This window comes from Nocardioides sp. NBC_00850, from assembly GCF_045207335.1.
In the GTDB taxonomy this organism is placed as follows: Bacteria; Actinomycetota; Actinomycetes; order Propionibacteriales; family Nocardioidaceae; genus Nocardioides.
In genome coordinates, this window is the sequence record NZ_CP108845.1 from 5,645,821 (window position 1) to 5,672,613 (window position 26,793).

Genomic DNA, 26,793 nt, shown 5'->3' on the forward strand with positions numbered 1-26,793 from the left:
TCACCGTCGGTGCCGGCCGCGATACCCAGGATTCGTCGCTCGTTCGCGCCTTGTTGGTCTGGCCAGGTTCCACCTGACGTACGGGTCCTGTTGTCTGACTCACGCCTTACCGCTCGAGCTCGCATGCCAGCCATCGCCAGCAACAGGACCCCCACATGAACCAGATCAAGTTGGTCGTCGCCGGCGCAGTGGCCCTTCTGGGCGCGATCGCCTTCAGCGGGCACTTCTCGGACCCCGCACCATCCGCGAGCGGAAAGGCGAGCGCCGCGGCCGGCAGCAGCAACACCCTTCGGATCGGTGTCGACAGCACCGAACCCGTCTACTACGAGAGCGGCGGCGCGACCAAGGGCTTCGACTACGAGATGGCGCACAGCGTCGCCGAAGGCATGGGCGTCGAGCCTGAGTTCGTGGCGATGGACTTCAACGAGCTCTTCCCGGCCCTGCGAGCGGGCAAGATCGACATGATCGGGGCCCAGGTCACGAGCACCTCAGAGCTCGAGCGGGAGTTCGACTTCAGCGCGCCGTACTTCTCGACGTACGTCGCCTTCCTCACCCCGAAGGGGTCGACCATCCGGACGCGCGGTGACGTCAACGGGAAGAGGATCGCGGTCGTCGACGGCGCCGTCCAAGGGTCCTACCTCGAAGAGAAGTACCACGACGTCGAGATCGTCAGGGCCCCTGACGTGGGCGCTGCCATCGAGCTGATCGAGCGAGGCGAAGCGGACGCGTTGTTCCACGGAGCTCCTTACGCTCAGTCGATCATCAAAGGCGCACCCATAGCCCTGGAGGAGCCGATCGTCTACCCGGTCAAGGACGCCCCGATCGGATTCGTGATCCGCTCCGGCGACCAGCGCAAAGAACAGATCGACGAGGTCCTGAAGAACATGGTCCTCGACGGCGAGTGGCTGAGGATCAAGACCGCCTACTTCGAGGCAGACCCGCTTTCCGATGTGTTCCCCGACAAGGGAGCCTGAACCCTGTCCGCTGCGGGCGAAGGCTCGTTCATGCACGCCGACTTCCATCAACTCCTGGCCGAATCGCGCACATCGCCACCGGGTCCGTGATACACGGGAGTGATACCCGAAGAACATCCTGGTAGGCCGGGAGGTCCGTCACATGGAAACCTCGGCGCTCGTAGCGGTCCTCGCGACGATCGTCGCGTGGTGCGTCCTCGCAGGTCGCCTACAACAGCTGGGACTCACCGCCCCGATCGTGTTCGTGGCAGGCGGCTGGGTGTTCGCGGACGTACTCGGCGTTCTCGAGCTCGAGGCCGAACCCGAGCTGGTCAAGGTCATCGCAGAGGTCACCCTCGTCTGGGTCCTCTTCGCGGATGCATCGCGGGTCCAGTTCGGGCAGTTCCGACGCGATCTGAGCACCTACGTTCGGCTGCTCGGTATCGGTCTGCCGCTGACGATCGCCATCGGCACCGGAGCCGCGATGATCGTGCTCGGCTTCGACCCGTGGGCAGCGCTCCTGGTCGGCGCCGCGCTCGCGCCGACGGATGCTGCTCTCGGTGCACCTGTCATGTCCAACCCGCACGTGCCGGCGAAGGTGCGGAGCGTACTGAACGTGGAGAGCGGGCTCAACGACGGCATCGCCACCCCGATCGTGCTGGTGGCCATCGCCGGTGTCGCGGTCGATGAGGGGGTGCTCGGTGTCGAGAGCCCCGGCGGCGCGGTCGTCTCCCTGCTGGTCGGCCTCCTCGCGGGCATCGTCGTCGGCAGCGTGGGCGGCCTGGTCACCAGGCGCGCACGCGAGCGCGGCTGGCTGTCCGAGGAGCTCGGCGGTCCGGCGGTTCTCGCACTCGCCCTGCTGGCGTACACCGCGGCGCTTTTCACGGACGGGAATGGTTTCGTCGCCGCCTTCGTGGGCGGTCTGGTCTTCGGGAACGTCGCCGGACGAAGCGGCGAGAAGGAGGTCTACTTCGTCGACCAGTCCAGCGACATGGCCTCGATGATCAGCTGGCTGATCTTCGGCACGCTCGCGATTCCGGTCATCCAGGACTCGTGGAGCTGGGCGATGCTGGGCTATGCCGTGCTCAGCCTGACCGTCGTTCGCATGCTGCCGGTCGTCCTGGCACTGCTCGGTGCGGGGCTCGACCGCTACAGCGTGGTGTTCGTCGGTTGGTTCGGCCCGCGCGGTCTGGCCTCGGTCATCTTCGCGTTGATCGCGCTGGAGGATCTCCACGGCGCGGGTGAGGACGTGGTCGCGGTCATCTCGCTCACGGTCCTGCTCAGCGTGATGGCACACGGCTTCAGCGCCGTACCCGCGGCGAACCGGTTCGCCGCGAAAGGACCGCCGGCGGAAGGCTAGGAGCCGAGCAGCCCGATCGAGATCACCTGCCGGACCGCATCACTCCGCGATGTGACGCCCAGCTTCCGGTAGATCGAGGCGACCTGCGAGCTGACGGTGTTGCGGGAGACGAACAGTCGCTCGCCGATCTCGCCGATGGTGAGGTGGGTCTGGAGGTAGGGCAGCAGGCGCAGCTCGGCCGGGCTCAGGGGCGGCCTTCCAGCGGTGGTGCGTTCTGAGGAGTTGATCCTGGCGCGCAGCCTCGCGACCTGGTCGACCAGCACCCCGAGGTCCGGTCGGCGCTGCAGCACGTCGTCGATCTCGCGCAGCAGGTGCCGGGCGGACGTCTGGTCGCCGCGTGCCCAGAACACCCTGGCCAGCTGGAGACGACTACGCACGGCCAGGTACGGCAGCACGTACGTGCAGGACGGACGCGCACGCATGGCCCGCGTCAGCTGCCGGTCCACCTCACCGAGACTCCCGTCGTGCAACCCGAGCCGGGCAGCGGCCGCGAACGCGAGGACGCTCATCGCGTAGTCGTACATCCGGTGCTTCTCGACGACGGCGAGGGCGACGGCGACCCGCTCCGCCGCCTCGTCCCATCTCCCGCGTTCCATCGCCAACAGCGCGAGCTCGGCCTGAGCGTTGACGATGGTGTCGGTGTTGCCGAGCTCGGCTCCGGCGGTGGAGCTCTCGGCGAACAGCGCGGCGGCCCTTTCGACGTCCCCCATGAGCAGATGCGCCTCGGCAGCACCGGCCAGGGCGGTGTCGCGCCAGGGGCTCCACGGCGGTTCCTGGGCCATGGCGAGGTCGGCATCACGCATCATCGCCGCGGGTCCCGCCGGGCACATGGCGGCCCGCAACATGGCGCGCGCCGACTCGAACGATGCGGTGCCGTCCATCGGCACCCAGTCGTACTCCGCAGCCTCTGCCACGGCAGCCCAGCGCTGCGCCCCGAGGGGGTCGCCACCCAGGACGTCCATCCAGGCGGCCAGTACGGCCAACGGAGGGTGTTCCTCGATGGCCGAGTCACCGAGCACGGACAGCCACCGCCCCACGGTCGACATCTGCCCGGCGCTGTAGGTCGGCAGCACCAGCTGCGTCGCGATCTGGACGCACCGATCCCGCTCGGGCGTGTTCAGCAGGTGCTCGAGGGCCATCGCCGAGGACTCGTTGGCCTCGAACCAGTCGGCGGCCCGAAGGTGCAGCTTCGCGACGACCTCGGGTTCGACCCGACGCAGCTCTCCGAGCAGGAACTCTCGATACAGCGGGTGATAGCGGTACCACTCCCGCCGCCGGTCGAGCGGGAGCAGGAACGAGTTGGATCCCTCGAGCGCGAGAAGCCGATCCTGACCGTGGGTATCCCCCGACAGCGCATCGCAGAGGGAGCCACAGAGTCGGTCGAGCACAGCGGTACGCCGCAGGAACCGTTGCGTCGCCTCGTCCTGCTGGCTCAGCGACTCCCGGTAGAGGTAGTCGGCCACGTACCGGTCGTCGCCGGAGATGGTCGACACGTCCTGCCTCGTGTCCCTGGCGATCATCGCCGCCAGGTGCAGGCCGGCCGCCCAACCCTCCGTCCGTTCGGTCACCACCATCGCCTGGTCACGCGTGAGCGGCACCTGTGCCGCGCTGAAGATCTGCTCGGCACCCGTCACGTCCAGCGCCAGGTCGGGTCCCAGCACGTCGAGGACCGCGCCGGAGGCGCGCAGCCGAGCCAGGTGCGGCTGCTCGACCCGGCTCGCCGACACCAGCTGGGAGCCGACCGGGACACCGGAGATGACCACGCTCAGCACATCGTGGCAGGCCGAGGAGTGCAGCTCATGCAGGTCGTCCACCATCAGCACGAAAGGTTCCGGACTTCGGCTGAGGGCGGCGGCCAGGCGTGGTGCGGCGCGTCCCAGCGGCGAGACGCCCAGACCGCTCACATCGGCGACCACTCCCTGCTGATCCGGCACGGCCCGCGCGTACGCCGAGGCGAGCAGCACGAGGAGGGCGCTGGAGTCGTCGTCCAGGCGGTCGAGCGACACCCAACCGACCGGGCGGTCCTCGGCCTGTGCCCACTGCGCCAGAAGTGTGGACTTGCCGTAGCCGGCAGGCGCGGTGATTCCGACCGACGGCGCGCCGCTGCTCCGGGCCGCCTCGATCAGAGGGGCCCTGCTCACCAGTCTGAGCGGCAGCTCGGGAACCGAAAGCTTGACGTCCAGCAGAACTTCGTCGAGCCCGGCAGCCGTTCGCGCGGCTTCGCCAGCGTCTTCCACCATTCGCACGCTAGAGATCCGGGCAGCCCGACGTCTCATCCCTGACGGATGACTTGTCGATGGACGCGTCGGAGTCCCGGCCACCTTCTCAGTCCTGACGCCCTCACCTTTCACACAATGAGGATGATTCGCCAACAGGTCGCGGCGACCAGATTGAGATCGTCCGTTCACTTCACGACCCGACATCGAGTCCCTCGTGGTCGGCGGCAATCCAAGGAGCGTCCCGTCATGACCGAACAGACCCCATTGAACGATGAGACCACCACCTGGCAGGCGCAGGAACCGCCGCCCAGTGGCTGGGCGACCGGCTTCATCATGTTCGCCGGCGTGATGATGATCATGGCCGGCAGCTTCCAGGCCTTCGCCGGCCTGGTCGCCATCTTCGAGAACGAGTTCTACGTCACGACCCCCAACTACCTGCTCCAGCTCGACGCCACCAGCTGGGGCTGGATCCACCTGCTGCTCGGACTGCTCGTCGTGTTCGCGGGCTTCGCTGTGCTCAACGGCATGGTCTGGGGTCGCATCATCGGAGTCACCCTGGCCGTACTGAGTGCCTTCGCCAACTTCGCGTTCATCCCGTACTCGCCGTTCTGGTCGACGCTGATCATCGCTGTCGACATCTTCGTCATCTGGGCGCTGACGGTGCACGGTCGCGACATCACCCGCTGACCTGGCCGCCGGTTCGTCCACTTCGGGTGATGCCTCGGGCGGGCCCTCCAGACAGCCTGGGGACTGGCCTCGCTCGAAGCCAGTCCCACGACCACCGAAGGGTTGCCATGTCAGACATGACCGCATCCGACACCCCCGTCCTCGACCTGCTGGCCAACATGACGGCCGAATCCGTGCAGGTATCGAGCCTCGACGTACAGTCCATCGCTCTCGTCCGACTCGCTGCCCTCGTCGCGAGCGACGCTCCGGCCGTCTCCTACGCGTTGAACCTCGCGATCGCCGATGAGGTCGGCCTCGACGCCGAGGCCGTCCGCGGTGTGCTCGCGGCGATCGCACCCATCGTCGGGACGTCGCGGGTCGCAGCGGCGACCAGCCGCATCGTCCTGGCGATCGGAGTCGGCATCGAACAGGCATCCGCGCAGATGGCCGACGACGAACTGGACTGACGCACCATGTCGAACGACTCGCCCATCACACGCGAACTCCGAGAACCCACCGACGACCCCGTCGTCACCACCGCAGACCGACCGTCACGAGGCCGCTCGATCGCGGCGGTGATCTGCCTGGTGCTGGCCGGGTTGTTGACCACGCCGGCCGCGGTGGCCTACTGGGGGCAGCGCACTTTGAACGACGCCGAGCGGTACGTCGAGACCGTCGGCCCTCTCATCGAGTCCCCCGAGGTGCAGGACGTGATCGCGACCCGGGTCACCGGGGCGATCCAGCAACAGGTCGACATCGAAGCGATGCTCAACACCGTGTTCGCCGGCGTGATCGACGACAAGCCGCGCCTGCAGCAGCTCGTGGCGCCTCTCGCCGCTGCCATCAACGGTCTGGTGGATCGCGAGGTCCGCGCGTTCATCGCCTCCGACGAGTTCGCCGACATCTGGGTCCTGGTCAACACCAAAGCCCAGCAGACCCTCCAGCGAATCCTGAACGGCGACGACTCCGGTGCCGTGTCGCTCCAGGGCGAAGAGGTCGTGCTCGACGTCGACGAGGTCATCGAACGGGTCAAGGAGCGACTCGTCGCCCGGGGTCTGACCATCGTCGAGAACCTGCCCATCCCCGAGACCGACCGTCAGATCGTGCTGATGGAGGCACCCCAGCTCAAGCAGGTGCGCACGATCTACGCGTTCTCGAACCCGGTGGCCCAGTGGCTCCTTCCCGTGGTCGGGGTCCTGTTCCTGGCCGCCTTGGTGCTGGCCCGCCGCCGGCCACGGATGGCGGTGTGGATCGGGGCGATCGTGGCCGCCAACGCGCTACTGCTGGCGTGGGTGCTGTCCATCGGGCAGCAGATGTTCATCAACGCGCTCTCCGGCACCGATTTCGGGCCGGCGAGCAGGGTCTTCTTCGACACCCTGCTCGCCTACCTAGAGCGCGGCCAGCAGGTGGTCCTGTGGCTCGGTCTGGTGATCGTGCTCGCTGGCTGGTTCGCCGGTTCCAACAGGTACGGCACCACCGCACGTACGACCATCGGCGGGGGTCTCGAGAGCGTCGGCGCTCGCCTGGGGGACGGTCCCGTCGGCGGAGCGGGCCGCTGGGTCGCCGCCAACGTGACCTGGCTGCGAGTCGCCGTGGTGGCGTTGGGCGGTGTGGTCCTGCTCTGGGGCAACAACGTCACGATGGACCGACTCTGGTGGTCCCTGGCTCTGGCGCTCGGCCTGCTGGTCGTTCTCCAAGTTCTGGTCGGAGCCGGTCGAGGCAGGGAGCCAACCGCTTCCCTGGATTCTGACTTGGCGACCTAGTCGGAGACATGATGAACGTCATCATCGGCATCGTCGTTCTGGTCCTGGTCACTGGCCTGACGGTGGCGGCGATGCTGGCGGTACGACGACGTGCACCGGAGGGCTCGTACTTCACCGACGGGGACCGGGCCTCGGGGGTGTTCGGGGTGCTGGCCACCGGCTTCTCGGTGCTGCTGGGGTTCATCATCTTCCTGGCCTTCACCTCCTACGACGAATCCCGCCAGGGCGCCGAGACCGAGGCGACGATCGTGGCCCAGCAGGTGCAGACCGCCCAGTTCATGCCCGAGGACTCATCTGCCGAGCTCACCGGCGAGCTCACCTGCTACGCCCGGTCCGTGGCCGGCACGGAGTGGCACGCCCTGAACAAGGGCAACCTCGGCGACGCGATCAACCCGTGGGGCGCCGAGCTGTTCCGCACCATCTCGACCGTCGACCCGAAGACGGCCACCGAGCAGTCTGCCTACGACCGGTGGATGGACCAGACCGACGACCGCGAGCAGGCCCGGATCGATCGCGTCCACGGTGCCGAGGGCATCATCCCCGGACCGCTCTGGATCGCCCTGTTCGTGATCGCCGGGGTGATCTTCGCCTACATGCTGTTCTTCGCCGACCGGGCCGAGGGTGCGGTCACCCAAGGGATGCTGATGGGCAGCGTGACCGTGGTGATCACCCTGCTGATGTTCCTGTTGGTGTTCTTCGACCACCCCCACGGCGGTGGCGCGGGTCGGCTGCAGCCAACGGCCATGAAGCGCACGCTGGGCCTGATCGACGTTCAGCTCGAGTTGGCCGGGCTCTCGGTGGCTCCCCCGTGTGACGAGGCCGGCAATGCACGCTGAGCAGACGGAAGGCGGCGGCCACAGCTGACAGGAGCCACTGGCCACCGTGCTCCTGGTCCTGGCGGCCGCCCTGCCGACGTCGTGGAGCAGCTACCAGGCCACCAGGAACTCATCACGGAAACGGTCGACATAGAACATCCAGCGGTCACACGCTGCCCCACGCCCTCTCGATGACGTCGATCACCTTGGGCCGCAGGTCGCTGGCCGCGATCACCTCGTCGACCGAGCCGACCTCCACGGCGCGGTGGATGTCGTGCACGTCGTCGAACTCGGCCGCGACCTCGGCGATCTTGTCGGCCCGCAGCTGGGCGCGGAGCTCGGCCAGCTCGACGACGAGCTCGCCGCGCTCCCCGTCCTCGGCGTGGTCGATGCGCTCCTCTAGCGCGGCGACCCGCGGGTCGGCCGCCGCCCGCTTGGAGACCTCCGCGGCGAACACGACAGCCGCCGCAGGAGCGCCACCGAGGACCGAGGCGTACGAACCCTCGATGGCGAGCACCGTCATCGACGGGTTCAGGTGCTTGGAGAACACCACGAACGCACCCCCGTGGTAGCGGGAGATGACGCAGAAGACGATCGGGCCCTGGAAGTTGACGACCGCGCGGCCGATCTCTGCGCCGTACTCGAGCTGCAGGTTGCGCATCGACTCCGGGGAGCCGTCGAAGCCGGACAGGTTGGCGAGCACCACCAGCGGCCGGTTGCCCGATGCCGCGTTGATCGCGCGCGCGACCTTCTTCGACGACCGCGGGAACAGGGTGCCCGCGGTGTAGGTGTCCGGACCGTCGGTGGGAGGGAAGCCGGCGCGCGGCACCGGCTTGGACTCGATCCCGACCAGGCTGACCGGGTAGCCACCGATCCGGGTGTCGACGACCACGGCGGTGTCGGCATCGGCCATGCCGGCCCACCGCTCGAGCATCTCGTGGTCGGCGTCGGCCAGCGCCCGCATCACCGTGCGGATGTCGAAGGGTCGCTTGCGGTCGGGGTTGTGCTCGGCCGAGAAGATCTCGCCGACCGTGGCGAAGTCACCCGCGTGCGGGAACGACGACACGTCACGGTCGATCGGGTCGGCCGTCGGCGCGCGGCGCGGCCCGGTCTCTCCGGGGACCACGTAGCTGTGCTCGTAGTGCGCCATGAGCACCCGGAAGGCACCGGCCAGGTCGGGCACCCAGTACTGCGCCTGCCCGTTCGGGCCCATCACCCGGTCGTAGCCGCCGATGCCGTGGTTGTCCTCGGCGGACACACCGCCGGAGAAGTCGAGCGACTGCTTGCCGGTCAGCACCATCGCGCTGTCCGGGGTCATCACCAGGATGCCCTTGGTGTGCATCAGCATCGTCGCTTCGGCGTTCCAGTACGGCTGGGCGCCGACGTTGATCCCGGCGACGACGATGTTGATCTCGCCGCCGTCCTGGGTGAACTGGACGATCCGGCGCAGCGCGGCGGCGACCCAGTCCATGTTCTCGGTGCCGCTCTCCATCGAGATCCGCGCACCTGCCGACACCGCGAACCACTCGACCGGAATCTGCATCCGCTCGGCCAGATCGATGGCCGCGATCACCCGGGCGCACTCGGGCTCCGAGAGCGCCCCGAGCGACTTGAGCGGGTCACCGCAGAGCACGACACGGGCGATGCCGTCAGGGTAGAGAGCGCTCGGCGTGGTCACGACGGCGACGATGATGCCGGCGCTGTTGAGCCCGGGAGCTCGATCGACGGGTACGAGTACGCCGTCGGCGTCGAGATCGTGCTCGACGACCGTGCCGCTCCCGGCCAGGGCGCGCTGGAGCTCGTAGGGGTAGACGAGGCCACGGCGTCGGGCGCGCAGCACCTTGGCGGCGTACTCGTCCATCGGGGCGAGCGGCTCGGTGGGCGGTTCGATGACGTCCGCCACCACACCAGCGCCTGGCTTGGCGTGGAAGCGGATGGCCAGCGGGGTCGGGGCGCCGCCATCCCGCCCGGCCACGCGGCCCTGCGCGAGCACCTCCTCGATCCCGGCGCCCTCGCTGAGCGGGGTGATCTTGCTCTGCAGCGCGGTGATCTGGTCGAGATCCGCCTCGACCACCGGCCACACCGTCACCCACACGTGGTTGACGTCGAGCTTGGTGCCCTCGCGACCCCGGGCGGAGCGTACGCGGCGGATCGCCTCGAGGCAGTTCTCCACGGCCCGCTCGACGTGCGGCAGCGCGATCACGCGGCCCTCGTCGTCGCGGACGACGGCGAGCTGTCGGGCCTGGGCCGCCGCGACGAGCCGGCGGTCGGCCGGGTTGGCCCGGGCGACGCACTCATAGAGCAGGACGTCGTCGGGCGCGGCGAGCCTGGTGACGTCGAACTCGCTGAGCCGCCACAGGTTGAGCCTGCGACCGACCATCGGGTGCATGCCCCGGACCAGGCTGTCCTCGACCAGCTCGGCGGTCGGGGTCTGAGGGGCGCCGTCCGCGTGGTGGCGGTAGGTGAAGTAGTCGATGGGCTGTGGCGCGGCATGGCAGACCGCGATCGAGACACGGCGGGCGCGGCGGGCGAACTCGTGGCCGGCGAGCATCTTGGCGAGCTCGGACGAGGCGAGGTCCGGATCGGCGGGCGCATCCGTCCAGCGCAGGTAGATCTCGACGACGTCGTCGTGGTCGGAGCTCAACGCCGAGGTGATGGCAGTACCGAGTGGGCCGTCGGGACGGGCGAGCTCCGTCACGTCGCCGATGGTGGACACGACTCGGGTCGCACCCTTCTCGTCAGTGGCGTACTCGGCGTGCGCGACCGGGCGTCCGCCGTCGTCTATGCCGGTGACGGTCAGGTCGTGCAGGTGGTAGTCGCGGTAGTGGCGCCGGATCAGCACCTCCAGCAGCGGCTCGCGCTCGGGAATACCCTCGACCAGCCGGTCCCGGAGGAACCCGACCAGTGGCTCGGGGACAGCCGCCAGTGCATCGATGCGGGCGGCCCGGTCAGGGGCGTCCGGGTCGGTGAGGGCGGCGACCTCGGCCGGCACTCCCTCCAGCACCGCGCGGCGCTCGTCATCGACCAGCGCCTGGTCGAACCAGCCGAACCGGACCGAGCGGGCCAGGTCGCCGACCACGGCGAACCGGAGCTGCGTGGCGCGCACCATCCGCTCGAGCAGCGCGCGGACCGCGGCGGCGTCCTCCGTCGCCGGCGGCGGGTCGCCGAGCCAGCGCTGCAGCACCCCGATCGCGACATCGACGTCGGAGGGATGCTGCTGGGCGAGGAAGATGCGGAACACCGCGCGCTCGAGCTCCGGCGTACGTTCGAGGTCCGTGACCCCGTAGTGCGCGAGCACCCGCAGCAGCTTGTCGCGGAAGTGGTCCGGGAGCGCGCCCCGGTCGGGGTCGAGGCTGCGCAGGTAGGTGTGGAAGTACTCCCGCGAGCTGTGCACGCGCAGCTCGGTGGACGGCTCGTCACCGGCCGGGCGGTTGCGGCTGAGCTCGGCGAAGTCGGTGAACAGGGCCAGCAGGTCCATCTCGGTGCGCAGCGTGTCCGCGGGCGCACCGGTGGAGCGAGAGGCCAGATGGGCGGCGAGCAACGCCGGACGCTGATCCTCCTCGACGTCGTAGCCGAGCAGCAGGCTGCTCAGGTCGTCCAGCGCACCGTTGCTGCGGCCGGGCTCCGTGGTGGGCTCGGGCAGATCGAGGTCGGCCAGGGTGGCGGTGGTCGCCTCGCCCTCGGCCTCGCCGGTCGGCTCGAGGCGCAGCAGCGGCGCCGCGGTCTCGACCTGGCTCCCGACCCGGACCAGCAGCTCCTTGACCCGGCCGGTGAACGGCGCGGTCAGCGCGGTCTCCATCTTCATCGACTCGAGCACCAGGACCGGGTGACCGGCTGCCACCTCGTCACCGACGGCGAGCGGGGTGGAGACGACGAGCGCCGGCGCGGGGGCGCGGACCATGCCGCCCTCGTCGCGGCTGACCCGGTGCATCACGTCGTCGACCTCGACCAGATGGACGGGGCCGTGGGTGGCGGTCACCAGCCGGTAGCGGTGGCCGTCGACGGTGAGCCGGCCATGCACCTCGTCGATCCGGTCGAGGGTGGCGGTGAGGGTGCGCCGCTCGCCGCCGGCCGTGATGGTGACCTGGTAGCGGGCAGGTCCGGACTGCCGCACGGTCAGGGCGTACGTCGCCCCGCGCAGCTTGAGCTCGATGGTGCGGGCGGGGTCGTGCTGGATCTGGGGCCGGCCACCCTGGGCGGTCTGGAGCATGCGGGCGATCTCGCCGCGCTCGGCCTCGTCGTACCCCTCGATCGCGGCGGCGACGAGCGCGACGCCGGCGTGCCGGGCGGCCTGGAGCCGCCCCTCGCCGCGCACCCGGTCGATCCAGCCGGTGTCGGCCCAGGCCGGGCTGCCGGTGGTGACCTCGGGCTGGTCGAGGAGGTCGAGGATGAAGCTCTTGTTGGTCGCGCCGCCGTCGATGATGACGGTGGTCTCGCCCATCGCCCGGCGCAGTCGCGCCAGCGCCTGTTCGCGGTCGGCACCCCAGGCGATCACCTTGGCGATCATCGAGTCGAAGTCGGCCGGGATGGTGTCACCCTCGGCCACGCCGGTGTCGACCCGGATGCCGGGGCCGGCGGGGAACTCGAGGCGGCTGATCCGGCCCGGAGCGGGCGCGAAGTCGCGGTCCGGGTCCTCGGCGTTGAGCCGGGCCTCGACCGCGTGGCCACGCTCGACCGGCCTGTCGCCGCTGAGCGGTACGCCGGAAGCCACCTGGATCTGCAGCGCGACCAGGTCAGTGCCGGTCACGGTCTCGGTGATGGGGTGCTCGACCTGGAGACGGGTGTTGACCTCGAGGAAGGCGAACGTCTTCTCACCCGGGTGGTAGAGGAATTCGACGGTGCCGGCTCCGGCGTAGCCCACCGCCGTGGCGAGCCGCTCGGCGGACGCCTTGAGCCCGGCGGCCTGGTCTTCGCTCAGCAGCGGGGAGGACGACTCCTCGATGACCTTCTGGTTGCGTCGCTGCACGGAGCAGTCGCGTACGCCGATCGCCCAGGCGGTGCCTTGACCGTCGGCGATGACCTGGACCTCGACATGGCGGGCATCGGTGACCAGCTTCTCGAGGAAGACGACGCCGCTCCCGAACGCGCGCTCGGCCTCGTCCCGGGTTCGCTGGTACGCCTCGGTGAGCTCGGCACCGGAGGTGACCTTCCGGATGCCGCGACCGCCACCACCGGCGGTGGCCTTGAGCATGAGCGGGTAGCCGATCTCCTCGGCGCTGGCGAGTGCCGACTCGAGGTCGTTCACGCCGCCGCGGCTCCAGGGAGCGACCGGGACGCCGACCTCCTCGGCGATCAGCTTCGAGCCGATCTTGTCGCCCAGTTTCCGCATCGCCTCGGCGCTGGGGCCGATGAAGGTGACGCCCAGCCGGTCGCACAGCTCGGCGAAGGCTGGATCCTCGGCGACGAAGCCCCAGCCGACCCAGGCGGCGTCGGCCCCGGAGGCGACCAGCGCCTGCTCGAGGACGGCGAGATCGAGGTAGGGGCGATCCGCGGCGGCGCCGAGCAAGTAGGCCTCGTCGGCCTCACGTACGAACGCCGACCCGGCGTCGACGTCGGTGTGCAGCGCGATGGTGCGGATCGTCCCTTCGGACGTATCCCGCGCGTTGAGGTCGCGGACGGCATGGATCAGACGCATCGCGGCTTCACCGCGGTTGACGATGGCAATTCGAGAGACCTGTGGCACGGTGCAGACCCTTTCATCAGGCGCCGCCCCTGTGACCGCTCGACTCCGACAGGCTTCTGATGGATTCCTTGTCGATTTCCTAGTGGACACCGCCCGGCGACGCCCCAGGATCGCGCCGGTGTGATGCGTCCAGGATGGCCGTTTCCTACAACGTCCGGCGGGCTCCGTTGACCTTCTGCCGGAGCCAGTCCGGGACGCGGTCGTCGGCACGGGGGAACGTCTCGAGGTCGAGCGCGTACAGGCCCGGGTGGGCCGGCCAGCGCCAGACCGGTTCGTCGTCGTAGTTGAAGACGACATTCGTCGAGTGCTTCTCCCCCTCGCCCTCCCCGCTCGCGATGGTCCAGCGCGCGGAGAACCAGGCGCCGCGGCCGGGCTCGTACATCACCCGCCTGAGCTCGTCGGTCAGCGCGAGGATCGTGTCGGGCGGTCGGGCGTGGGCGAGGCTGCCGTCCGGCCGGTGCACATCGACGCGCCCGGTGAAGAACATGGACAGGTTGCGGTGGTTGAAGACCAACGTGGACCAGTCGCCCTCTACCTCGTCAGCGAGGTGGAGGGCGATCTCGTCGATGAGCTGTTCCTGTCTGACCACAGGAGGAACGGTCATGGCCATCAACCTACTACCGCTGTCGACAGCATTTCGAAACTCCGTTTCGTGGCGGCGGCACGGATGTTGTTTCCGACACACGTCGGCTCCGTGAGTTCCTCGTGACGCGGTGAACACGAAGCACCGACGACGGCTAGGTTGAGCAGGTGACTCGGAACCCGCGACAGTCCCTGGATCGCTCGGTGCTTCGCTTGGGCGCCCGCGTACGGGAGCTGCGCAAGGCGCGTGGGATGACGCTGGTCCAGCTAGCCGAGGCGACCGACCTCTCGCACCCGTTCCTGAGCCAGATCGAGCGTGGGATGGCGCGTCCCTCGATGTCCTCGCTGTTCCGGATCGCGGAGACGCTGGGCACGACCCAGCAGGCGCTGCTCGCGGACAGCGTCGAGAGCGCTTCCGCCGGCCCCGTGTCAGTCGTACGCCGCTCCGACCCCGGCACCGCGGAGGCGGCCAACGGCGCCGTGCAGGCGCTGGTCGCCGGGGCCGATCACGCCTTCATCCCGATGGAGTTCACCGGGGACAGGTCGGCCTGGGACCGCTACTGGCAGCACGAGGAGGACGAGTTCGTCTACGTGGTCGGCGGGACCCTTCGGATCGACCTGGACGGCGAGGAGCAGGTCATGGAGACCGCCGACTCGGTCTACATCCCCGGTGGCGTACGGCACCGGTGGGCCAGCGCCGACGGCGAGCTCTTCCGGCTGCTGGTGGTCAAGGAGCAGCGCGGGCGCTGAGCCGCCCCAGATCCGCGACGATCTCGCGCTCGTCGGCGGTGGTGAGCACCCCGTCGCGTACGACGACCCGGCCGGCCACGACCACGTGCCGCGGACGCCGCCCGGGCGAGGCCCACAGCAGGCCGGCGACCGGGTCGTGGACGCCGGCGTCGGCGACCCCGGAGACGTCCCAGACGCACAGATCCGTCCCCGAACCCAGCCCCGGTCGGCCGAGGCCGGCCGCTGAGCCGGTGGTCGCCATCGCGAGCACGTCGGCGGCCGCCAGCGGAGGACCGACCAGCGGCGCCACCTGCATGGCGAGACGGGCATCGGCGAGCAGGTGGCCGGCGTCGTTGCTGCCGCCGCCGCTGGTGCCGAGCCCGACCTCGACCCCGGCCGCGCGGAGGGCGGCGACCGGCGCGATCCCCCACCCCATCGGCAGGTCGCAGCCGGGCGCATGGGTGGCGCTCACCCCGGCCGCGCTCAGCCTCCGGATCTCGTCCGGCGTCACGTCGCACAGATGGGCCAGGGTCACGTCGGGCGCGAGCCAGCCCCACTCCTCCAGCAGGTCGATCGGACGGCGACCGTAGCGCTCGGCCGCGATCGCGACGTCGACCTGCTCGTTGGCCTGGGTACGCCGCCGCAGCCCGCGCCGGGCAGCCACCTCCCCCATCAGCCGGAAGGTCGGCTCTGGATCGGAGTGCACCCCGGCCGGCCCGACCGCGACCTGCAGCATGCCGTCGGCGCTCACCCCACCGGGAGCGTCCCCCACCAGCGCCTCCGCGATCAGGTCGGCGCTGTGCGCCGCGGTCTCGGGGTCGTCCCGGGCGGCACCGCGTACGAAGACCAGGCGGGCACCCAGCTCGGCCGCCGCTCGCGCGGTCCCCTGCGCCAACGGCACCGTCTCCTCCGGTGTCAGGGAGTCCGGCCAGGTCAGGTGATGGTCGGCCACCGTCGTCACCCCACAGAGCAGCGACTCGGCGAGCCCCGCCCGCGCGGCGGCGTAGGTGAGCTCGGCGTCGACCCCGACACGGTCGTAGGCCGCCGCCATCGTGGGCAGCCAGGTCGCCATCGGGACGCCGCGCGTCCCGGGCAGGGTGCGGAACGCGGTCTGCAGCAGGTGATGGTGTGCGTTGACCAGACCCGGCGTGACCAGGCAGCCCGAGGCGTCGAGGGTGTCCTCGGCCCCCTCGATCGAGAGGTCGCCCGAGGCTGCCCCGGTGATCCGCAGCGTCATGCCGACGGCGTGAAGCGGGAGGCTTCCACGATGACCTCGGCCAGCGTGGCGACCCCGGCCTCGAAGCGGAGCTTGCCGTCCTCGGCGGTGGCGGTGGTCGGGTCGCCGAGGTAGCCGTCGGTGCCGAAGTCGTCGGAGAGCCAGCCGAAGGAGACCGGCTTGCCGAAGCCGATGTGCCGGTAGCCGGCCAGCTGCTCGGGCACCTTCCGCTCCCCTCGCTCCTGGTGCACCAGCTCGGGACGCAGGTGGAGCATCATCGAGGTCTCGCCGTGGCCGCCGTGGATGCCGAGGCCGAGCTCGTCCTCCCGCGAGGACCGTCCTCCTTGGTCGGGTGGCACCGAGAGATGCGCGAAGAACGTCGCCAGCCCGAACTGCTTGCGCAGCTCGCGGCTGGCGACCTGGCCGAGCGCGGAATTCCCGCCGTGCCCGTTGACGAAGAGCAGCCGGGTGATCCCGGAGGTGCTCAGCGAGCGGCCGATGTCGACGAGGACCCGCATCAGGGTGTCCCAGGAGAGCCAGATCGTGCCGGGCGACCAGGAGTGCTCGTCGGACTTCGTGTAGGCCAGCGGCTCGAGCAGCACCACGGACGCGCTGCCTGCCGCGGCGACCGTCGCCACCGCGGCCTCGGCGGCCTCGGCGGCGATGACGTAGTCCGTCGAGACCGGCAGGTGGGGACCGTGCTGCTCGATCGCGCCGAGACCGAGAACCGCGACGGTGTCCTCGGGCAGAGCGGCGATCTCGGGAGCGGTGAGGTCGGCGAAACGGGGCATCAGCGGACTCCGATGTTGATGCGGGTGTCGACCAGCGCGTGGTCGGTGAGCTTGCCCTGGTTGAGCAACCCCTTGGGGTCACGCTCGCGCGCGACCGCGGTGACGAGCTCGACGTTGCGGTCGACGTACCACTGGTGGGGCGAGTGCACGCCGACCCCGATCTCGTCGAAGCGCGGGATCCCGGCGAGGACCTGCTCCTCGGAGACGTACTCGGCGACCACCATCGCCAGCGGGCCCTTCCCCATCAGCTCCAGGTGCAGCCAGACGGGGCCGTCGTAGACCTTCCGCACCTGGTCGGCGTCGCTCCAGTAGAGCTCGCCCCCGGTCTCCATGTGGAACCAGCTCCGGTCGCGGTGGGCGCGCTGGAGGAAGTAGACCGGATGGTTGTAGGACATCCCGGAGAGCAGATCGGTCGCGGCGTAGTCCTCCAGACGAGCCCGTACGCTGCCTCCGGCCGCCACGACGAGCGACTCGATCTCGGCGACCGTGGACGCCTCCGCGATCACCCGCAGGCTGTGCTGGGCCGGGTCGAGCTCGACGTTGGTGGTCAGGGTCGGGACCAGCGCCGGCTCGTCACCCGAGGCCAGCCTCGGCAGCACCGGCAGGTCGAGCAGGCGGCGGTGCACGGACACCATCGCGTCCCAGCTGTCGAAGGCGGCATAGACCGCCACCCAGTCCCGCGCGGGGTCGGTGCGGACGACCACCGAGGTCACCACGCCGGTCACGCCGTAGGCGTGGATGTAGGGCAGCGTCTCCTCGCCAGTCACCGTGAGCAGGCGCCCGCTGCCGTCCATCGGGGCCACCGTCAGCTCGGTGACGAAGCCGTCGGAGGTGGTGCCGTGCTCGATGGTCCCGGTGCCGGCGCTGCCGCCGCCGATGAAGCCGCCGATCGTGGAGCCCTTGGTGGAGGGGAAGATCCACAGGTCGCGCCCGGCCGCCCGGGCGACCTTGTCGATGCGGGTCATCCGGGCACCGGCCCCGGTGCGTAGGTTGCCGTCGGCCCGAACCTCGATCGAGTCCAGGCCGCGCAGGTCGAGGATGATCCCGCCGGTGAACGGGGTCGCCTGGCCGTAGTTGCCGGTCCCGGCCCCACGCGGGACGACCGGCACGTCGTGCTCGTAGGCCACGGCCAGCACGTCGGCGACCTCCTGCTCGGTGCGCGGCCGGACGATGGCGTCGGCGACGTACCTGCCGCTCGGCACCTTCTCCTGGAGGACCGGCGACATCCGGGACCAGTCCGAGGAGAGCTTGACCAGCGCGGCCGGGTCGGTCTCGACCCGGTCCGCGCCGAGGCGGTCGGCGACCAGGGCGGTCACCTGGGACGTACGCTGCGAGATGGTCATCGACATCACTTCATCGAGATCGAGTCGTCGATGAACCGGTTGTCGTAGAGCGACTCCGGGTCGATGTCGTCGGAGGTGATCGTGCCGGCCTGCTTCATGATCGGCGCGAACGTCTCGACGATCCCCTTCATCCGCTCGCCGTCGATCTGGCCGAAGACTCCGGACTTCGGGTCGTCGTGGACCAGGTCGAGGTCGGTCATCGTCTTGGCGGCGTACGTGGCGACGCCCTCGCTGTAGGTCCAGCCGGTCTGGTAGCGCTCGACGATGTCGACGATGATGCCGTTGGCCCAGTCGGGATCGGCCAGGTAGTCGATCTCGGCCTGCTGCATCACCGGGACGAGCTTCTCGAGGCAGTCGGCCTCCTTCTCGACGTCCTCGGCACGTACCGCGATCGGCTCGGGGTAGATGGTGTAGCCGACCTCGGCGAGCAGCTGGTAGCCGATCGGCTTGGCCCAGTTGCTGATCTCGTTCTCGTAGATGTAGGGCTCGGCGGTGGCGAAGCCCTGCTGGAGGATCGTGGGCTCGGTGACGAAGCGCTGCGGAGTGCCCTCGTAGGAGAGGTCGGACTGCTTCTTCTCGATCATCCCCTGCGACTCGAGCAGCGCCGGGATCACGTCACCGGCAGTGACGACCGGGTCGCCGTCGCCGGCGGCCTCGGCGATGGTCTTCGCGTCGTCCTGGCTCTTCGGGTCCCACATCAGGATCTGTGGCGAGACGGTCAGCTGCGAGGCCAGCGCCACGGTCGGCTGCTTCTCCGCGGCCGCGATCGCGGCGTCGGTGTTGACCGCTCCGATCAGGATGTCCTTGTCGAGGTACATGGTCGCGGGGACGGGCTGGAACCCGGTCGCCGGACCACCCGAGCGGACCTCGACCTTCACGCCCGTGTCGACGCCGCCGGAGACGAGCGGCCCGGTGACGGTCTTCTTGTCGGTGTCGACGGTGTAGCCCTCGCCGATCAGGCTGTACATGCCGCCGTGCTCGGCCTCGGGCTGCCAGTCCTGCTGCATCACCACGGTCGCGGGACAGACGTCGGAGAGGTCCTTCGCGCTGCCCTTCTCCGCCTTCGTCACCTCACCTGCGGTGGCGGTGTTTGCGGAGCCGGAGTCGCTCCCGCAGCCGGTCAGGGCGAACGGGACGATCGTCGAGAGCGCCACGAGGGTGGCGGCGCGCAGGGGTATGTGTCGGTTCATGCTGTGTCCGTTTCTTGGGGGATGGAGTGAGGTCAGCGCTCGCCGTACCACTTGCCGATCACGGCACGGTCGAGAGCGGCGAAGGCCGAGAAGACGACGACACCGAAGAGGGCGGTCAGGATGATCGCCAGGAAGAGCGGCTCCATGCTGAGCCGGAGCGTGTAGACGCGGAGCAGGCCGCCGATACCGGGGCTGCCCTGCTGGAAGTAGAAGTCGCCGACGATCACGCCGATGACCGACAGCCCGGCGGCGTTGCGCAGGCCGGTGAAGATCGCCGGCATCGCGGCAGGCAGCTGCAGCTTGAGCAGCCGCTGCAGCCGCGTCGCCCGGTTGAGGGTGAAGAGGTCGTGCGCGGGTGCCGTCGCCGACTGCAGGCCGAAGAGGGTGTTGGCGATCATCGGGAAGACCGCGATGATCACGCAGACCACGATCCGGGCCGCGATGCCGTAGCCCATCCAGATCCCGATCAGAGGCGTCAGCGCCAGGATCGGGACCGTCTGCAGGATGACCGCATAGGGGTAGAGCACCTTCTCCAGCAGCCGGGTCTGGGCCATCACCATCGCCCACGCCATCCCGATGACCACCGAGATCACCAGACCGGCCAGCGCGACCATGACCGACTGCCACAGCGCGGCGAGCATCGGCTGCATGATCTCCGGCCGGCCCAGCGTCTCGCCGAAGACCTGGTGCGGCGGCGGCAGCAGGAACCGCTTGTCCTCGCTGAGGACGAGGTACGTCACGGCGTACCACACGGCCGCCAGGCCGGCGAGCGCCGCGATCATCGGCAGGACCTTGGCGATGAGCCTGCGGAGCACCGGGGACGTACGTCTGGTGGGCGGCTCGGCGGGTGCCGCCTCGGTCGCGGACTCGACGTCCGGCTCGACGATCAGCCCGGTGTTCAGCTCGGTGCTCAGCTCGGTGCTCATGCGTGCTCCTCCAGTGCCTCGGAGACCTGGCCGACCAGGTGGGCGAAGTCGGACTCGAAACGCAGCTCGGGTGGGCGCGGGAACTCCCAGGGCACCGGGATCTCCGCGACGATCCGGCCCGGCCGGCCGCTCATCACGACGACGCGCGTCGAGAGGTAGACGGCCTCGGCCACGGAGTGGGTGATGAAGAGGCCGGCGAAGCCCAGCAGCTTGAAGAGCCGCTGCAGCTCGGTCTGCATCGCCAGCCGGGTGATCTCGTCGAGCGCGCCGAACGGCTCGTCGAAGAGGGCGAGATCGGGCTCGGCGACCAGGGCTCGGGCGATCGAGACCCGCATCCGCATGCCTCCGGAGAGCTGGCGCGGATGCTGCTTCTCGAAGCCGGTGAGGCCGACCAGGTCGAGGGCCTCCTGGGCCGCGCGGCGGCGCTGCTCCTTGGGGAGCCCGCTCAGCTCGCCGATCAGCTCGACGTTCTTCCGGGCGCTGCGCCACTCCAGCAGGGTGGGGTCCTGGAAGACGTAGCTGGTGGTGTCCGCGTCGACGTCGACCCGGCCGACGGTGGCGTCCTCGAGTCCCGAGGCCAGCCGGAGCAGGGTGGACTTGCCGCAGCCGGACGGGCCGACGACGGAGACGAACTCCCCGGCGTCGACGCTGAGGTCGACCCCGGTCAGCGCGGTCGTACCGGTCGGGAATCGCTTCGTCACCCCGGAGAGGGCGAGCGTGGCGGTGGTGGTCGTCGTGTTCATGTCACCTCGGCATGGGATCGAGATCGAGGACGGTGCTGACGCGGGTGTCGGCGAGCACGCGGCCGCCATGGACGACGACGCGGGCGGTCTGGGTTCCGGCGACGACCTCGTCGAGAGGTACGTCGGGGACGAGCATGAAGTCGGCCCGGCTGCCCGGTCCCGTGCCCGCGTCGGGGAGCCCGAGCACGGTGCGGGTGGTCGTCGTGACTGCGGCGAGGGCCTCGGCCGGCCGGAGATGACCGGCGGCGACCAGGAGCGAGGTGGTCTCGAACGGGTCGGCCCGGCCGACGGGGTTGAAGGGGTCGCGCAGGTTGTCGGCACCAGCGGCGACCGGCACCCCGGCCTCGAGCAGCGCCCGGACCGCGGTGAGACCACGCGGCACCGCACCGTCCACGTCGCGGCCCTGCAGATAGAGGTTGGTGATCGGGAGCGTCACGATGCCGATCCCCGCCTTCGCCACCAGGTCCACGACGGGACCTCGGCGGTCGTGGCCGAGCATGCCGAGGCGTACGCAGTGTGAGGCGGTCACGCGCTGCTGCATCCCCCGGGCGATGACCTGTTCGGCGAGGTCGGCCAGGTCGAGGTGGCCGGTGGTGGTCTGCTCGTCGGTGTGCAGGTCGACTGGGAGACCGGACCGCTCCGCGTGGTCCAGGATGCGGCTGGTCTCCTTGGCGGGCTCGTCGGCCAGGTGCGGACACCCGCCGATGACGTCGATCCCGCGCCCGATCGCGTCCTCGATCACCGCGTCGGGGACGTCCTGGCCGGCGAGCAGGCAGACCTGGAGCGTCACCGTTCCGCTGAGCTCCTCGCGCAGGCCGAGCAGGGCATCGACCCCGCGCAGCGGGTCGCCCGCGAGGAGCGCGTCGGCGTGCGTACGGATCGTGGTGATGCCGTTCGCGACATAGCGGCGCACCGCCCGCCGGGCGCGGTCGGCGAAGTCGTCGGAGGTGAGCGTGGGAACGAGCGAGCGCCACTGCTCGATGGCGGTGACCAGGTCGTTCCCGGCCTGCGGGCCCGGCTCGATCTGCTCCGCGCTCAGCGCCTTGTCGAGGTGCGCGTGCGGCTCGCCGGCGGCGGGAATCAGCCGCCAGCCGCTCGCGTCGGTCCCGGAGTCGGTCTCGGCGACCGGCTTCTCCCCCGCCGCCCGGACGGCGGTGATCTCACCGTCCGCGAGATCGAGATCGGCGAGGGCGCCGTCGAGGAGGCGTACGCCGCGCAGCGCGGTCAGCTCCACGCCGGCCAGCTGCGCCGGGCCGTCCGCCGGCCCGACCTGTCCTGCACTTCTTGCCACGGCCATCGACTACCCCTTCCGGCTCAAATGTTGATGAGATGAACATTTTCGAGCGTAAGGAGCGGTTATTTCGGTGGCGTAACCGTTTCGGTCCTCCTCGATGAAACCAGTGACGGCGGCCATCCGGTCAAGCACGGGCGACGGACGATCAACGCGAGCGCTCGGATCGCGGCGACGATCGAAGGGTGACAACGACTTCACCTGAAACGACCCCCTCTCCGACCACCTCCCGAGGCCGAGCGGCGCCGGTGGTCGCGCTCGCCGCCGGGATCGCGATCCTGGTCTCGAGCGAGTTCCTGCCCGCGGGCGTACTGCCGACAATGGCGCGCGACCTCGGGATCAGCGAGGGGACGGCCGGGCTCGCGGTGGCGGCGACGGCGATCGCCGGGGCCGCGACCGCACCGACGATCGCCATGATCCTTCCCCGGATGGACCGGCGTACGTTGCTGGTCGGCCTGCTGGTCGCCGCGGCCGTCGCCAACCTGGCGGTCGCGATATCCCCCGGTTTCATCGTCCTGCTCCTCGGCAGGCTCGTGCTCGGCGCGGCGATCGCCGGCTACTGGTCCTTCGCGTTCGCTGTCGGGACGTACGCGTCGCCGGGCCGCGACCACGTCATCTCGACCTCGATCGCGCTGGGCGTCACGGTGGCCTCGATCGTCGGTCTGCCGCTGGGCTCGATGCTCGCTGACGGCCCCGGCTGGCGCTGGGGGTTCGCGGCCGCGGCGGTGCTGAGCCTGGTCTCCGCCGCCGCGCTGGCCCGAGCGCTGCCGACGGTGCCGGCCCACCCGTCGGCCGGGCTGACCATGATGCGTCAGGCCCTCCGCAACCCGCGATTGGTCGCCGGGGTGGTCCTGGTGGTCGTGGTGGTGCTCGGCAACTTCGTGGCGTACCCGTTCATCCGGATCGCGATCTCGACCACCTCGCCCGGCGACGGCATGTGGATGCTGGCGCTGTGGGGCCTCGGCGGGCTCTTCGGCAATCTCGCAGCCGGCCGGTTCGCCGACCGGCTGCGGGTCGTCGTCACCGTCGCGCCGCTCCTGCTCGCTGGCGGGTTGGTGCTGACGTTCCTCGCCGAGAGCACGCCGGTCATGGCGCTGGCCATGATCGTGTGGGGCTTCGGGTTCAACCTGGTGCCGGTCGGCACGCAGCTCTGGGTCACCCGCGTCGAGCCCGAGCGCACCGAGTCGGCGCTGGCGCTCCAGGTCACCGCGTTCCAGATCGCGATCACCCTCGGCGCGGCACTAGGAGGCGCGGTCCTCGATGAGTACGGCGTCGGGCGCGTGCTCCTCATCGGCGCGATCGGTGCGGTGATCGCCGCGGCGGGCTTCGGCGCGGTCCGCGTCCCGCGTGGTTGAGGCGTCCCGCCACGCCTGCGGCCCGGTCCCGTGGACGGCGGTGAAGGCCCGGCTGAACGCCGCGCCCGACCCGTAGCCCACGGCGTACGCCACCTGTTCGACCGGACGGTCACCGCCGGCCAGCAGGTGGCGGGCCGCGCGCATTCGCACGTCCCGCAGCGCTTCGCTCGGGCTCTGCCCCAGGCTCCGCCGGAACCGCTCCCCCAGCGCCGACCTCGACAGGTGCACGGACTCCGCCATCGCCTCGACCGACCAGGCCCGTGCCGGATCCGCGATCAACGCGGACAGCACCTGCGCCACCGTCGGGTCGAGGACGGGCGCGGGACCGTCGGTCCCGCGCCCGGTGTCCTCGAGCCAGGAGGCTGTCATCGCCGCGCCGAGCAGGGACGCGTAGCCCGACGCGAACAGCGCTGTCGGCCGGCACGGCCCCGCCAGCGGACAGCGCCGCACCAGCTCGGCCACCCCGCCGTGGCGACCGACGAAGTCGCGCACGACCAGCGGGTTGGCGAGCGGGTACGCCACCGCGACCGCCCGCAGATCGGCCCGCGTCACCGCGGCCCCGTCGTGGGTCGCCAGCCGGTGCCTGACCTGGCCCCCGACCAGAGCCGCATCTCCTGTGCGGAGAAGGTGCGACTGCCCGGCCGCGGTCAGCACGACCGTGCCGTCGTCGACGAGCAACCAGGTGGCGGAGCGTACGTCCTCACCGGCGGAGCCGGCGGCCAGCTCCTCCTGGTAGGCGAGCGTCATCTCCCACGACGGACGGTCCTCGTTCACATCAGCCCCAGCGTGCGACCGCCGTCCAGCTATTCCCGAGGCCGTCGCCGCCACGTCATCCGTGCAGGGCGCGATACGCCGACAAGGCGCCGGGATGGAGAGGGATCCGCCCCGTCTGGATCATCGTGGCGGGCTCCAGGTATTGAAGCCCTCGGACGAAGTCCGGGATCAGCAGGTCCGCACGGCTGACCATGACGTCGACGATCTCCCGCGCCACCCGGTGCGGTAGGTCGCGGCGAGCCAACAGCAGGTTGGGAACGCCGATCGTCGTGCCACCCGAGGGAGGACCGTAGTCGACCGGTGGCACCTTCCGGGTTGAGTAGCGGTAGCCGGACTGTCGTGACATCGGGACGGCGAGCGCGCCGAGGTCGATCATCCGGAGCGGCCGCTCATGCCCCGCCTTGCTGATGGTGGGCGTCGGGATCCCGCCGGACCAGAACACGGCGTCGACCTCGTCCTCGAGCAGCCGGTCCAGACCGGCAGCCAGTCCCATGTACCTCACCGTGAGATCGCGGGTCCGCAGACCAGCTGCCTCCAGGAGCACGACAGCGGTCACGGCGGCGCCGGACCCGGCGGCTCCGAGCACGACGCGCCGTCCACGAAGGTCGCCGACCTCGCGGATGGGACTGTCGTCGGTCACGAGGAGTTGCAGATAGTTCTCATAGATACGCGCCAACGCCATCGGCCGCTCCGCTTCGGGCACATCGGCGACGATCCGATCGAGGCCGTCCTCGAGCGCGAGCCCGAGCGCGGCCTCGCCGTCTCTGAGGAGACGTACGTTGTCGAGGCTTCCCTCCGTCGACAGGACCGTCGGTTCCAGCCCAGGGCTCACGGCACGCAGCTGTTCGGCGAGCAGGCCGGCGAAGACCGCGTAGGTCCCGTACTCCGTGCCTGCCGCAATCGTGACGGGTGACGTCGCGGTGTCGCGGCATCCCGCCAAGGACGCCACGGTCGGCGCAACTGCGGCGGCGGTGACCGTTCGCACCAACGTCCGCCTCGTCAGCCCCTCACCCAGCCAGGTCACGACGCCACCCGCAGCGAGAACTCGGCAATCGTCCCGACCGGTTCGGCGGGCCGCAGACGTACGCGACCACCGTTGGCGCCGGCGAGCTCCTCGGCGATCGCCAGCCCGAGGCCGGATCCCGTCCGCCGGTCACCGGATCGCCAGAACCGCTCGGTGGCCAGGTCCCACTCGTCGTGCTCGAGCCCCGGACCGTCGTCACGGACCCAGCCGACGACTCCGTCGGCGGTCTGGGTCGCCGAGAGTTCGACGCGGGCGCCCGGACCGGCGTAGCGGATGGCGTTGTCGATGAGTACGTCGAGGATCTGGTCGAGCACCCCGGCCACCTCCACCTCGGGAAGGTCTCTGGTGACCTCCAAGGACTGCCCAGCCGCTTCCGCTGCCGGCCGCCAGGCCTCGACGCGCTCACGGATGACGGTGCCCACCACCTGGTTCGCGACGGTGACCTGTCCTCCGGCACGTGCCACCCCTGCCTCCTGGGCCCGCGCCAGCGACATCAGCTGGTCGAGGAGCGTCTCCAGGCGCTCCAGCTCCTTGGTCAGACCCGCATAGGCCCGCTCACCGGTGCTGTTCACATGTGACTCCAGTCCGTCGGCTCGCAGGCGCAGCGCCGCCAGCGGGTTGCGCAGCTGATGCGACGCGTCGGCGACCAGCTGACGCTGTTGCTCCAAGGACCTGTCGACGGCTGCACCCATGCGGTTGAACTCCGCCACCAGTCCGCGGAGCTCCGCGGGGCCGGTCGCGAGCACGTCCGCGCTGCGGTCCCCATGAGTGATCGTGCGCGCCGCTGCCTCGAGCGAATGCACCGGACGCATGGTCCATCGCGACAGCCGCCTGGTCAGCGCGGCGGCCAGCAGCAGGAGCGCCAACGCCCCGACGGCGATGAGCGCCCAGTCCCGCCTCACCTGTGCGGCGGCAGCCGAGGTGTCGACGCGAGTCAGCGCGTACGACCTGACCTCGCCGTCCTCGCGGCCCGGCGCTCCGCGCAGCGGGTCAGCGGTGGTCCAGGGCAGGATCCGGCGCATCGCGACGGGAGGCACGCCGACCAGTCCGATACGCAGCGCTCCCCTGACGGAGGCGGCGCCGGCGTCGAGGTCGCCTGCGAGCGAGAGCTCCTGGCCGTCGGCATCGACGACGAGGACCGGCTCGTCGTAGACGTCGTGGTAGCGATCGACCAGCTCTGCGACCGGCTGGCCGGAGGCCGCCGCCTCCGCGATCACCGCCATCTGCCGGTCCCGCTCGGACGCGAGCCGGGCGGTACGCCGGTCAGCGAGCGTCGTCGCCAGCGGAAACGCGAGTGCCAGGAGCGTCCCGAGCAGGAGCAGGCCGACCACGAGCTGTACCCGACGCTCCATCACCGACGTCTCCCCCTT

Annotated in this window: 21 protein-coding genes; 8 read left to right on the top strand and 13 right to left on the bottom strand. The window is 70.2% G+C overall.

Annotated features, from left to right (window positions below; genetic code table 11):
- Positions 1-155 precede the first annotated feature (155 nt).
- Together OH802_RS27430 and OH802_RS27435 are read left to right on the top strand one after the other, a co-directional pair.
- Positions 156-974, top strand: coding sequence for a substrate-binding periplasmic protein (locus OH802_RS27430; protein ID WP_406023535.1), 819 nt, complete (start codon positions 156-158; stop codon positions 972-974).
- A 142-nt stretch (positions 975-1,116) separates the two neighbouring features.
- Complete coding sequence (locus OH802_RS27435; protein ID WP_406023536.1) at positions 1,117-2,313, top strand: cation:proton antiporter; 1,197 nt, start codon at positions 1,117-1,119, stop codon at positions 2,311-2,313.
- Here the strand turns inward: OH802_RS27435 and OH802_RS27440 are convergent.
- Entirely contained in the window at positions 2,310-4,454 is a 2,145-nt protein-coding gene (locus tag OH802_RS27440) for a LuxR C-terminal-related transcriptional regulator (RefSeq protein ID WP_406023537.1), read from the bottom strand. The genes OH802_RS27435 and OH802_RS27440 overlap by 4 nt on opposite strands.
- Before the next feature lie 324 nt (positions 4,455-4,778).
- On the opposite strand from OH802_RS27440, the gene OH802_RS27445 reads away from it, so the two are divergent.
- The 4 genes from OH802_RS27445 to OH802_RS27460 all read left to right on the top strand — a co-directional run bounded on the left by OH802_RS27445 (position 4,779) and on the right by OH802_RS27460 (position 7,797).
- The gene (locus OH802_RS27445; RefSeq protein ID WP_406023538.1) at positions 4,779-5,219 is read left to right on the top strand and encodes a hypothetical protein; all 441 of its coding nucleotides are present in this window, start codon (positions 4,779-4,781) and stop codon (positions 5,217-5,219) included.
- A gap of 116 nt (positions 5,220-5,335) precedes the next feature.
- On the top strand, positions 5,336-5,665 hold the full coding sequence (locus tag OH802_RS27450; protein ID WP_406023539.1) for a carboxymuconolactone decarboxylase family protein: 330 nt from the start codon (positions 5,336-5,338) through the stop codon (positions 5,663-5,665).
- A gap of 6 nt (positions 5,666-5,671) precedes the next feature.
- Entirely contained in the window at positions 5,672-6,961 is a 1,290-nt protein-coding gene (locus tag OH802_RS27455) for a hypothetical protein (protein ID WP_406023540.1), read from the top strand.
- Positions 6,962-6,972: 11 nt separating this feature from the next.
- Positions 6,973-7,797, top strand: coding sequence for a hypothetical protein (locus tag OH802_RS27460; protein WP_406023541.1), 825 nt, complete (start codon positions 6,973-6,975; stop codon positions 7,795-7,797).
- Between the two features lie 145 nt (positions 7,798-7,942).
- Here the strand turns inward: OH802_RS27460 and OH802_RS27465 are convergent, their stop codons facing one another.
- Both OH802_RS27465 and OH802_RS27470 read right to left on the bottom strand, forming a co-directional pair.
- Positions 7,943-13,411, bottom strand: coding sequence for a carboxyl transferase domain-containing protein (locus OH802_RS27465; protein WP_406023542.1), 5,469 nt, complete (start codon positions 13,409-13,411; stop codon positions 7,943-7,945).
- A 193-nt stretch (positions 13,412-13,604) separates the two neighbouring features.
- On the bottom strand, positions 13,605-14,063 hold the full coding sequence (locus OH802_RS27470; protein ID WP_406023543.1) for an agglutinin cell wall attachment protein: 459 nt from the start codon (positions 14,061-14,063) through the stop codon (positions 13,605-13,607).
- A gap of 182 nt (positions 14,064-14,245) precedes the next feature.
- On the opposite strand from OH802_RS27470, the gene OH802_RS27475 reads away from it, so the two are divergent.
- Entirely contained in the window at positions 14,246-14,791 is a 546-nt protein-coding gene (locus tag OH802_RS27475; RefSeq protein WP_406023544.1) for a helix-turn-helix domain-containing protein, read from the top strand.
- Here the strand turns inward: OH802_RS27475 and OH802_RS27480 are convergent.
- From OH802_RS27480 to OH802_RS27510, 7 genes are read right to left on the bottom strand one after another with little or no spacing between them, the layout of a single operon-like run.
- A complete protein-coding gene (locus tag OH802_RS27480; RefSeq protein WP_406023545.1) occupies positions 14,769-16,007 on the bottom strand; it encodes an amidohydrolase family protein in 1,239 nt (412 codons plus the stop codon). The two genes, OH802_RS27475 and OH802_RS27480, sit on opposite strands and share 23 nt — an antisense overlap.
- Positions 16,004-16,777 carry a creatininase family protein gene (locus OH802_RS27485; protein WP_406023546.1) on the bottom strand — a complete coding sequence of 258 codons (774 nt, stop codon included), beginning with the start codon at positions 16,775-16,777 and terminating at the stop codon, positions 16,004-16,006. The genes OH802_RS27480 and OH802_RS27485 overlap by 4 nt, the downstream gene beginning before the upstream one ends.
- Positions 16,777-18,120 carry an FAD-binding oxidoreductase gene (locus OH802_RS27490; protein WP_406023547.1) on the bottom strand — a complete coding sequence of 448 codons (1,344 nt, stop codon included), beginning with the start codon at positions 18,118-18,120 and terminating at the stop codon, positions 16,777-16,779. Before OH802_RS27490 ends, OH802_RS27485 begins: the two co-directional genes overlap by 1 nt.
- A 5-nt stretch (positions 18,121-18,125) precedes the next feature.
- Positions 18,126-19,310, bottom strand: a complete 1,185-nt coding sequence (locus OH802_RS27495) for a hypothetical protein (RefSeq protein WP_406023548.1) — start codon at positions 19,308-19,310, stop codon at positions 18,126-18,128.
- A gap of 32 nt (positions 19,311-19,342) precedes the next feature.
- On the bottom strand, positions 19,343-20,236 hold the full coding sequence (locus OH802_RS27500) for an ABC transporter permease (protein ID WP_406023549.1): 894 nt from the start codon (positions 20,234-20,236) through the stop codon (positions 19,343-19,345).
- Positions 20,233-20,979 (bottom strand): ABC transporter ATP-binding protein, encoded by a 747-nt coding sequence (locus tag OH802_RS27505; protein WP_350714400.1) that lies wholly within the window; start codon positions 20,977-20,979, stop codon positions 20,233-20,235. Before OH802_RS27505 ends, OH802_RS27500 begins: the two co-directional genes overlap by 4 nt.
- A gap of 1 nt (position 20,980) precedes the next feature.
- The gene (locus OH802_RS27510) at positions 20,981-22,276 is read right to left on the bottom strand and encodes an amidohydrolase family protein (RefSeq protein WP_406023550.1); all 1,296 of its coding nucleotides are present in this window, start codon (positions 22,274-22,276) and stop codon (positions 20,981-20,983) included.
- Positions 22,277-22,455: 179 nt separating this feature from the next.
- Here OH802_RS27510 and OH802_RS27515 point away from each other — a divergent pair, with 179 nt between their 5' ends.
- On the top strand, positions 22,456-23,625 hold the full coding sequence (locus OH802_RS27515; protein WP_406023551.1) for an MFS transporter: 1,170 nt from the start codon (positions 22,456-22,458) through the stop codon (positions 23,623-23,625).
- Here OH802_RS27515 and OH802_RS27520 read toward each other — a convergent pair.
- From OH802_RS27520 to OH802_RS27530, 3 genes are read right to left on the bottom strand one after another with little or no spacing between them, the layout of a single operon-like run.
- Positions 23,512-24,399, bottom strand: coding sequence for a helix-turn-helix domain-containing protein (locus tag OH802_RS27520; protein WP_406023552.1), 888 nt, complete (start codon positions 24,397-24,399; stop codon positions 23,512-23,514). The two genes, OH802_RS27515 and OH802_RS27520, sit on opposite strands and share 114 nt — an antisense overlap.
- 55 nt (positions 24,400-24,454) lie before the next feature.
- Positions 24,455-25,384, bottom strand: coding sequence for a TAXI family TRAP transporter solute-binding subunit (locus OH802_RS27525; RefSeq protein ID WP_406023553.1), 930 nt, complete (start codon positions 25,382-25,384; stop codon positions 24,455-24,457).
- Between the two features lie 35 nt (positions 25,385-25,419).
- Positions 25,420-26,775, bottom strand: coding sequence for a sensor histidine kinase (locus OH802_RS27530; protein ID WP_406023554.1), 1,356 nt, complete (start codon positions 26,773-26,775; stop codon positions 25,420-25,422).
- Positions 26,776-26,793: the final 18 nt, after the last annotated feature.

Bases quoted from the DNA above. Each gene is read 5' to 3' on its own strand.
- OH802_RS27455 (WP_406023540.1), top strand. From the start codon at position 5,672: ATGTCGAACGACTCGCCCATCACACGCGAACTCCGAGAACCCACCGAC.
- OH802_RS27505 (WP_350714400.1), bottom strand. From the start codon at position 20,979: ATGAACACGACGACCACCACCGCCACGCTCGCCCTCTCCGGGGTGACG.
- OH802_RS27495 (WP_406023548.1), bottom strand. From the start codon at position 19,310: ATGAACCGACACATACCCCTGCGCGCCGCCACCCTCGTGGCGCTCTCG.
- OH802_RS27530 (WP_406023554.1), bottom strand. From the start codon at position 26,775: ATGGAGCGTCGGGTACAGCTCGTGGTCGGCCTGCTCCTGCTCGGGACG.
- OH802_RS27460 (WP_406023541.1), top strand. From the start codon at position 6,973: ATGAACGTCATCATCGGCATCGTCGTTCTGGTCCTGGTCACTGGCCTG.
- OH802_RS27470 (WP_406023543.1), bottom strand. From the start codon at position 14,063: ATGACCGTTCCTCCTGTGGTCAGACAGGAACAGCTCATCGACGAGATC.
- OH802_RS27510 (WP_406023550.1), bottom strand. From the start codon at position 22,276: ATGGCCGTGGCAAGAAGTGCAGGACAGGTCGGGCCGGCGGACGGCCCG.
- OH802_RS27500 (WP_406023549.1), bottom strand. From the start codon at position 20,236: ATGAGCACCGAGCTGAGCACCGAGCTGAACACCGGGCTGATCGTCGAG.
- OH802_RS27430 (WP_406023535.1), top strand. From the start codon at position 156: ATGAACCAGATCAAGTTGGTCGTCGCCGGCGCAGTGGCCCTTCTGGGC.
- OH802_RS27445 (WP_406023538.1), top strand. From the start codon at position 4,779: ATGACCGAACAGACCCCATTGAACGATGAGACCACCACCTGGCAGGCG.
- OH802_RS27485 (WP_406023546.1), bottom strand. From the start codon at position 16,777: ATGCCCCGTTTCGCCGACCTCACCGCTCCCGAGATCGCCGCTCTGCCC.
- OH802_RS27465 (WP_406023542.1), bottom strand. From the start codon at position 13,411: ATGCGTCTGATCCATGCCGTCCGCGACCTCAACGCGCGGGATACGTCC.
- OH802_RS27435 (WP_406023536.1), top strand. From the start codon at position 1,117: ATGGAAACCTCGGCGCTCGTAGCGGTCCTCGCGACGATCGTCGCGTGG.
- OH802_RS27480 (WP_406023545.1), bottom strand. From the start codon at position 16,007: ATGACGCTGCGGATCACCGGGGCAGCCTCGGGCGACCTCTCGATCGAG.
- OH802_RS27450 (WP_406023539.1), top strand. From the start codon at position 5,336: ATGACCGCATCCGACACCCCCGTCCTCGACCTGCTGGCCAACATGACG.
- OH802_RS27490 (WP_406023547.1), bottom strand. From the start codon at position 18,120: ATGACCATCTCGCAGCGTACGTCCCAGGTGACCGCCCTGGTCGCCGAC.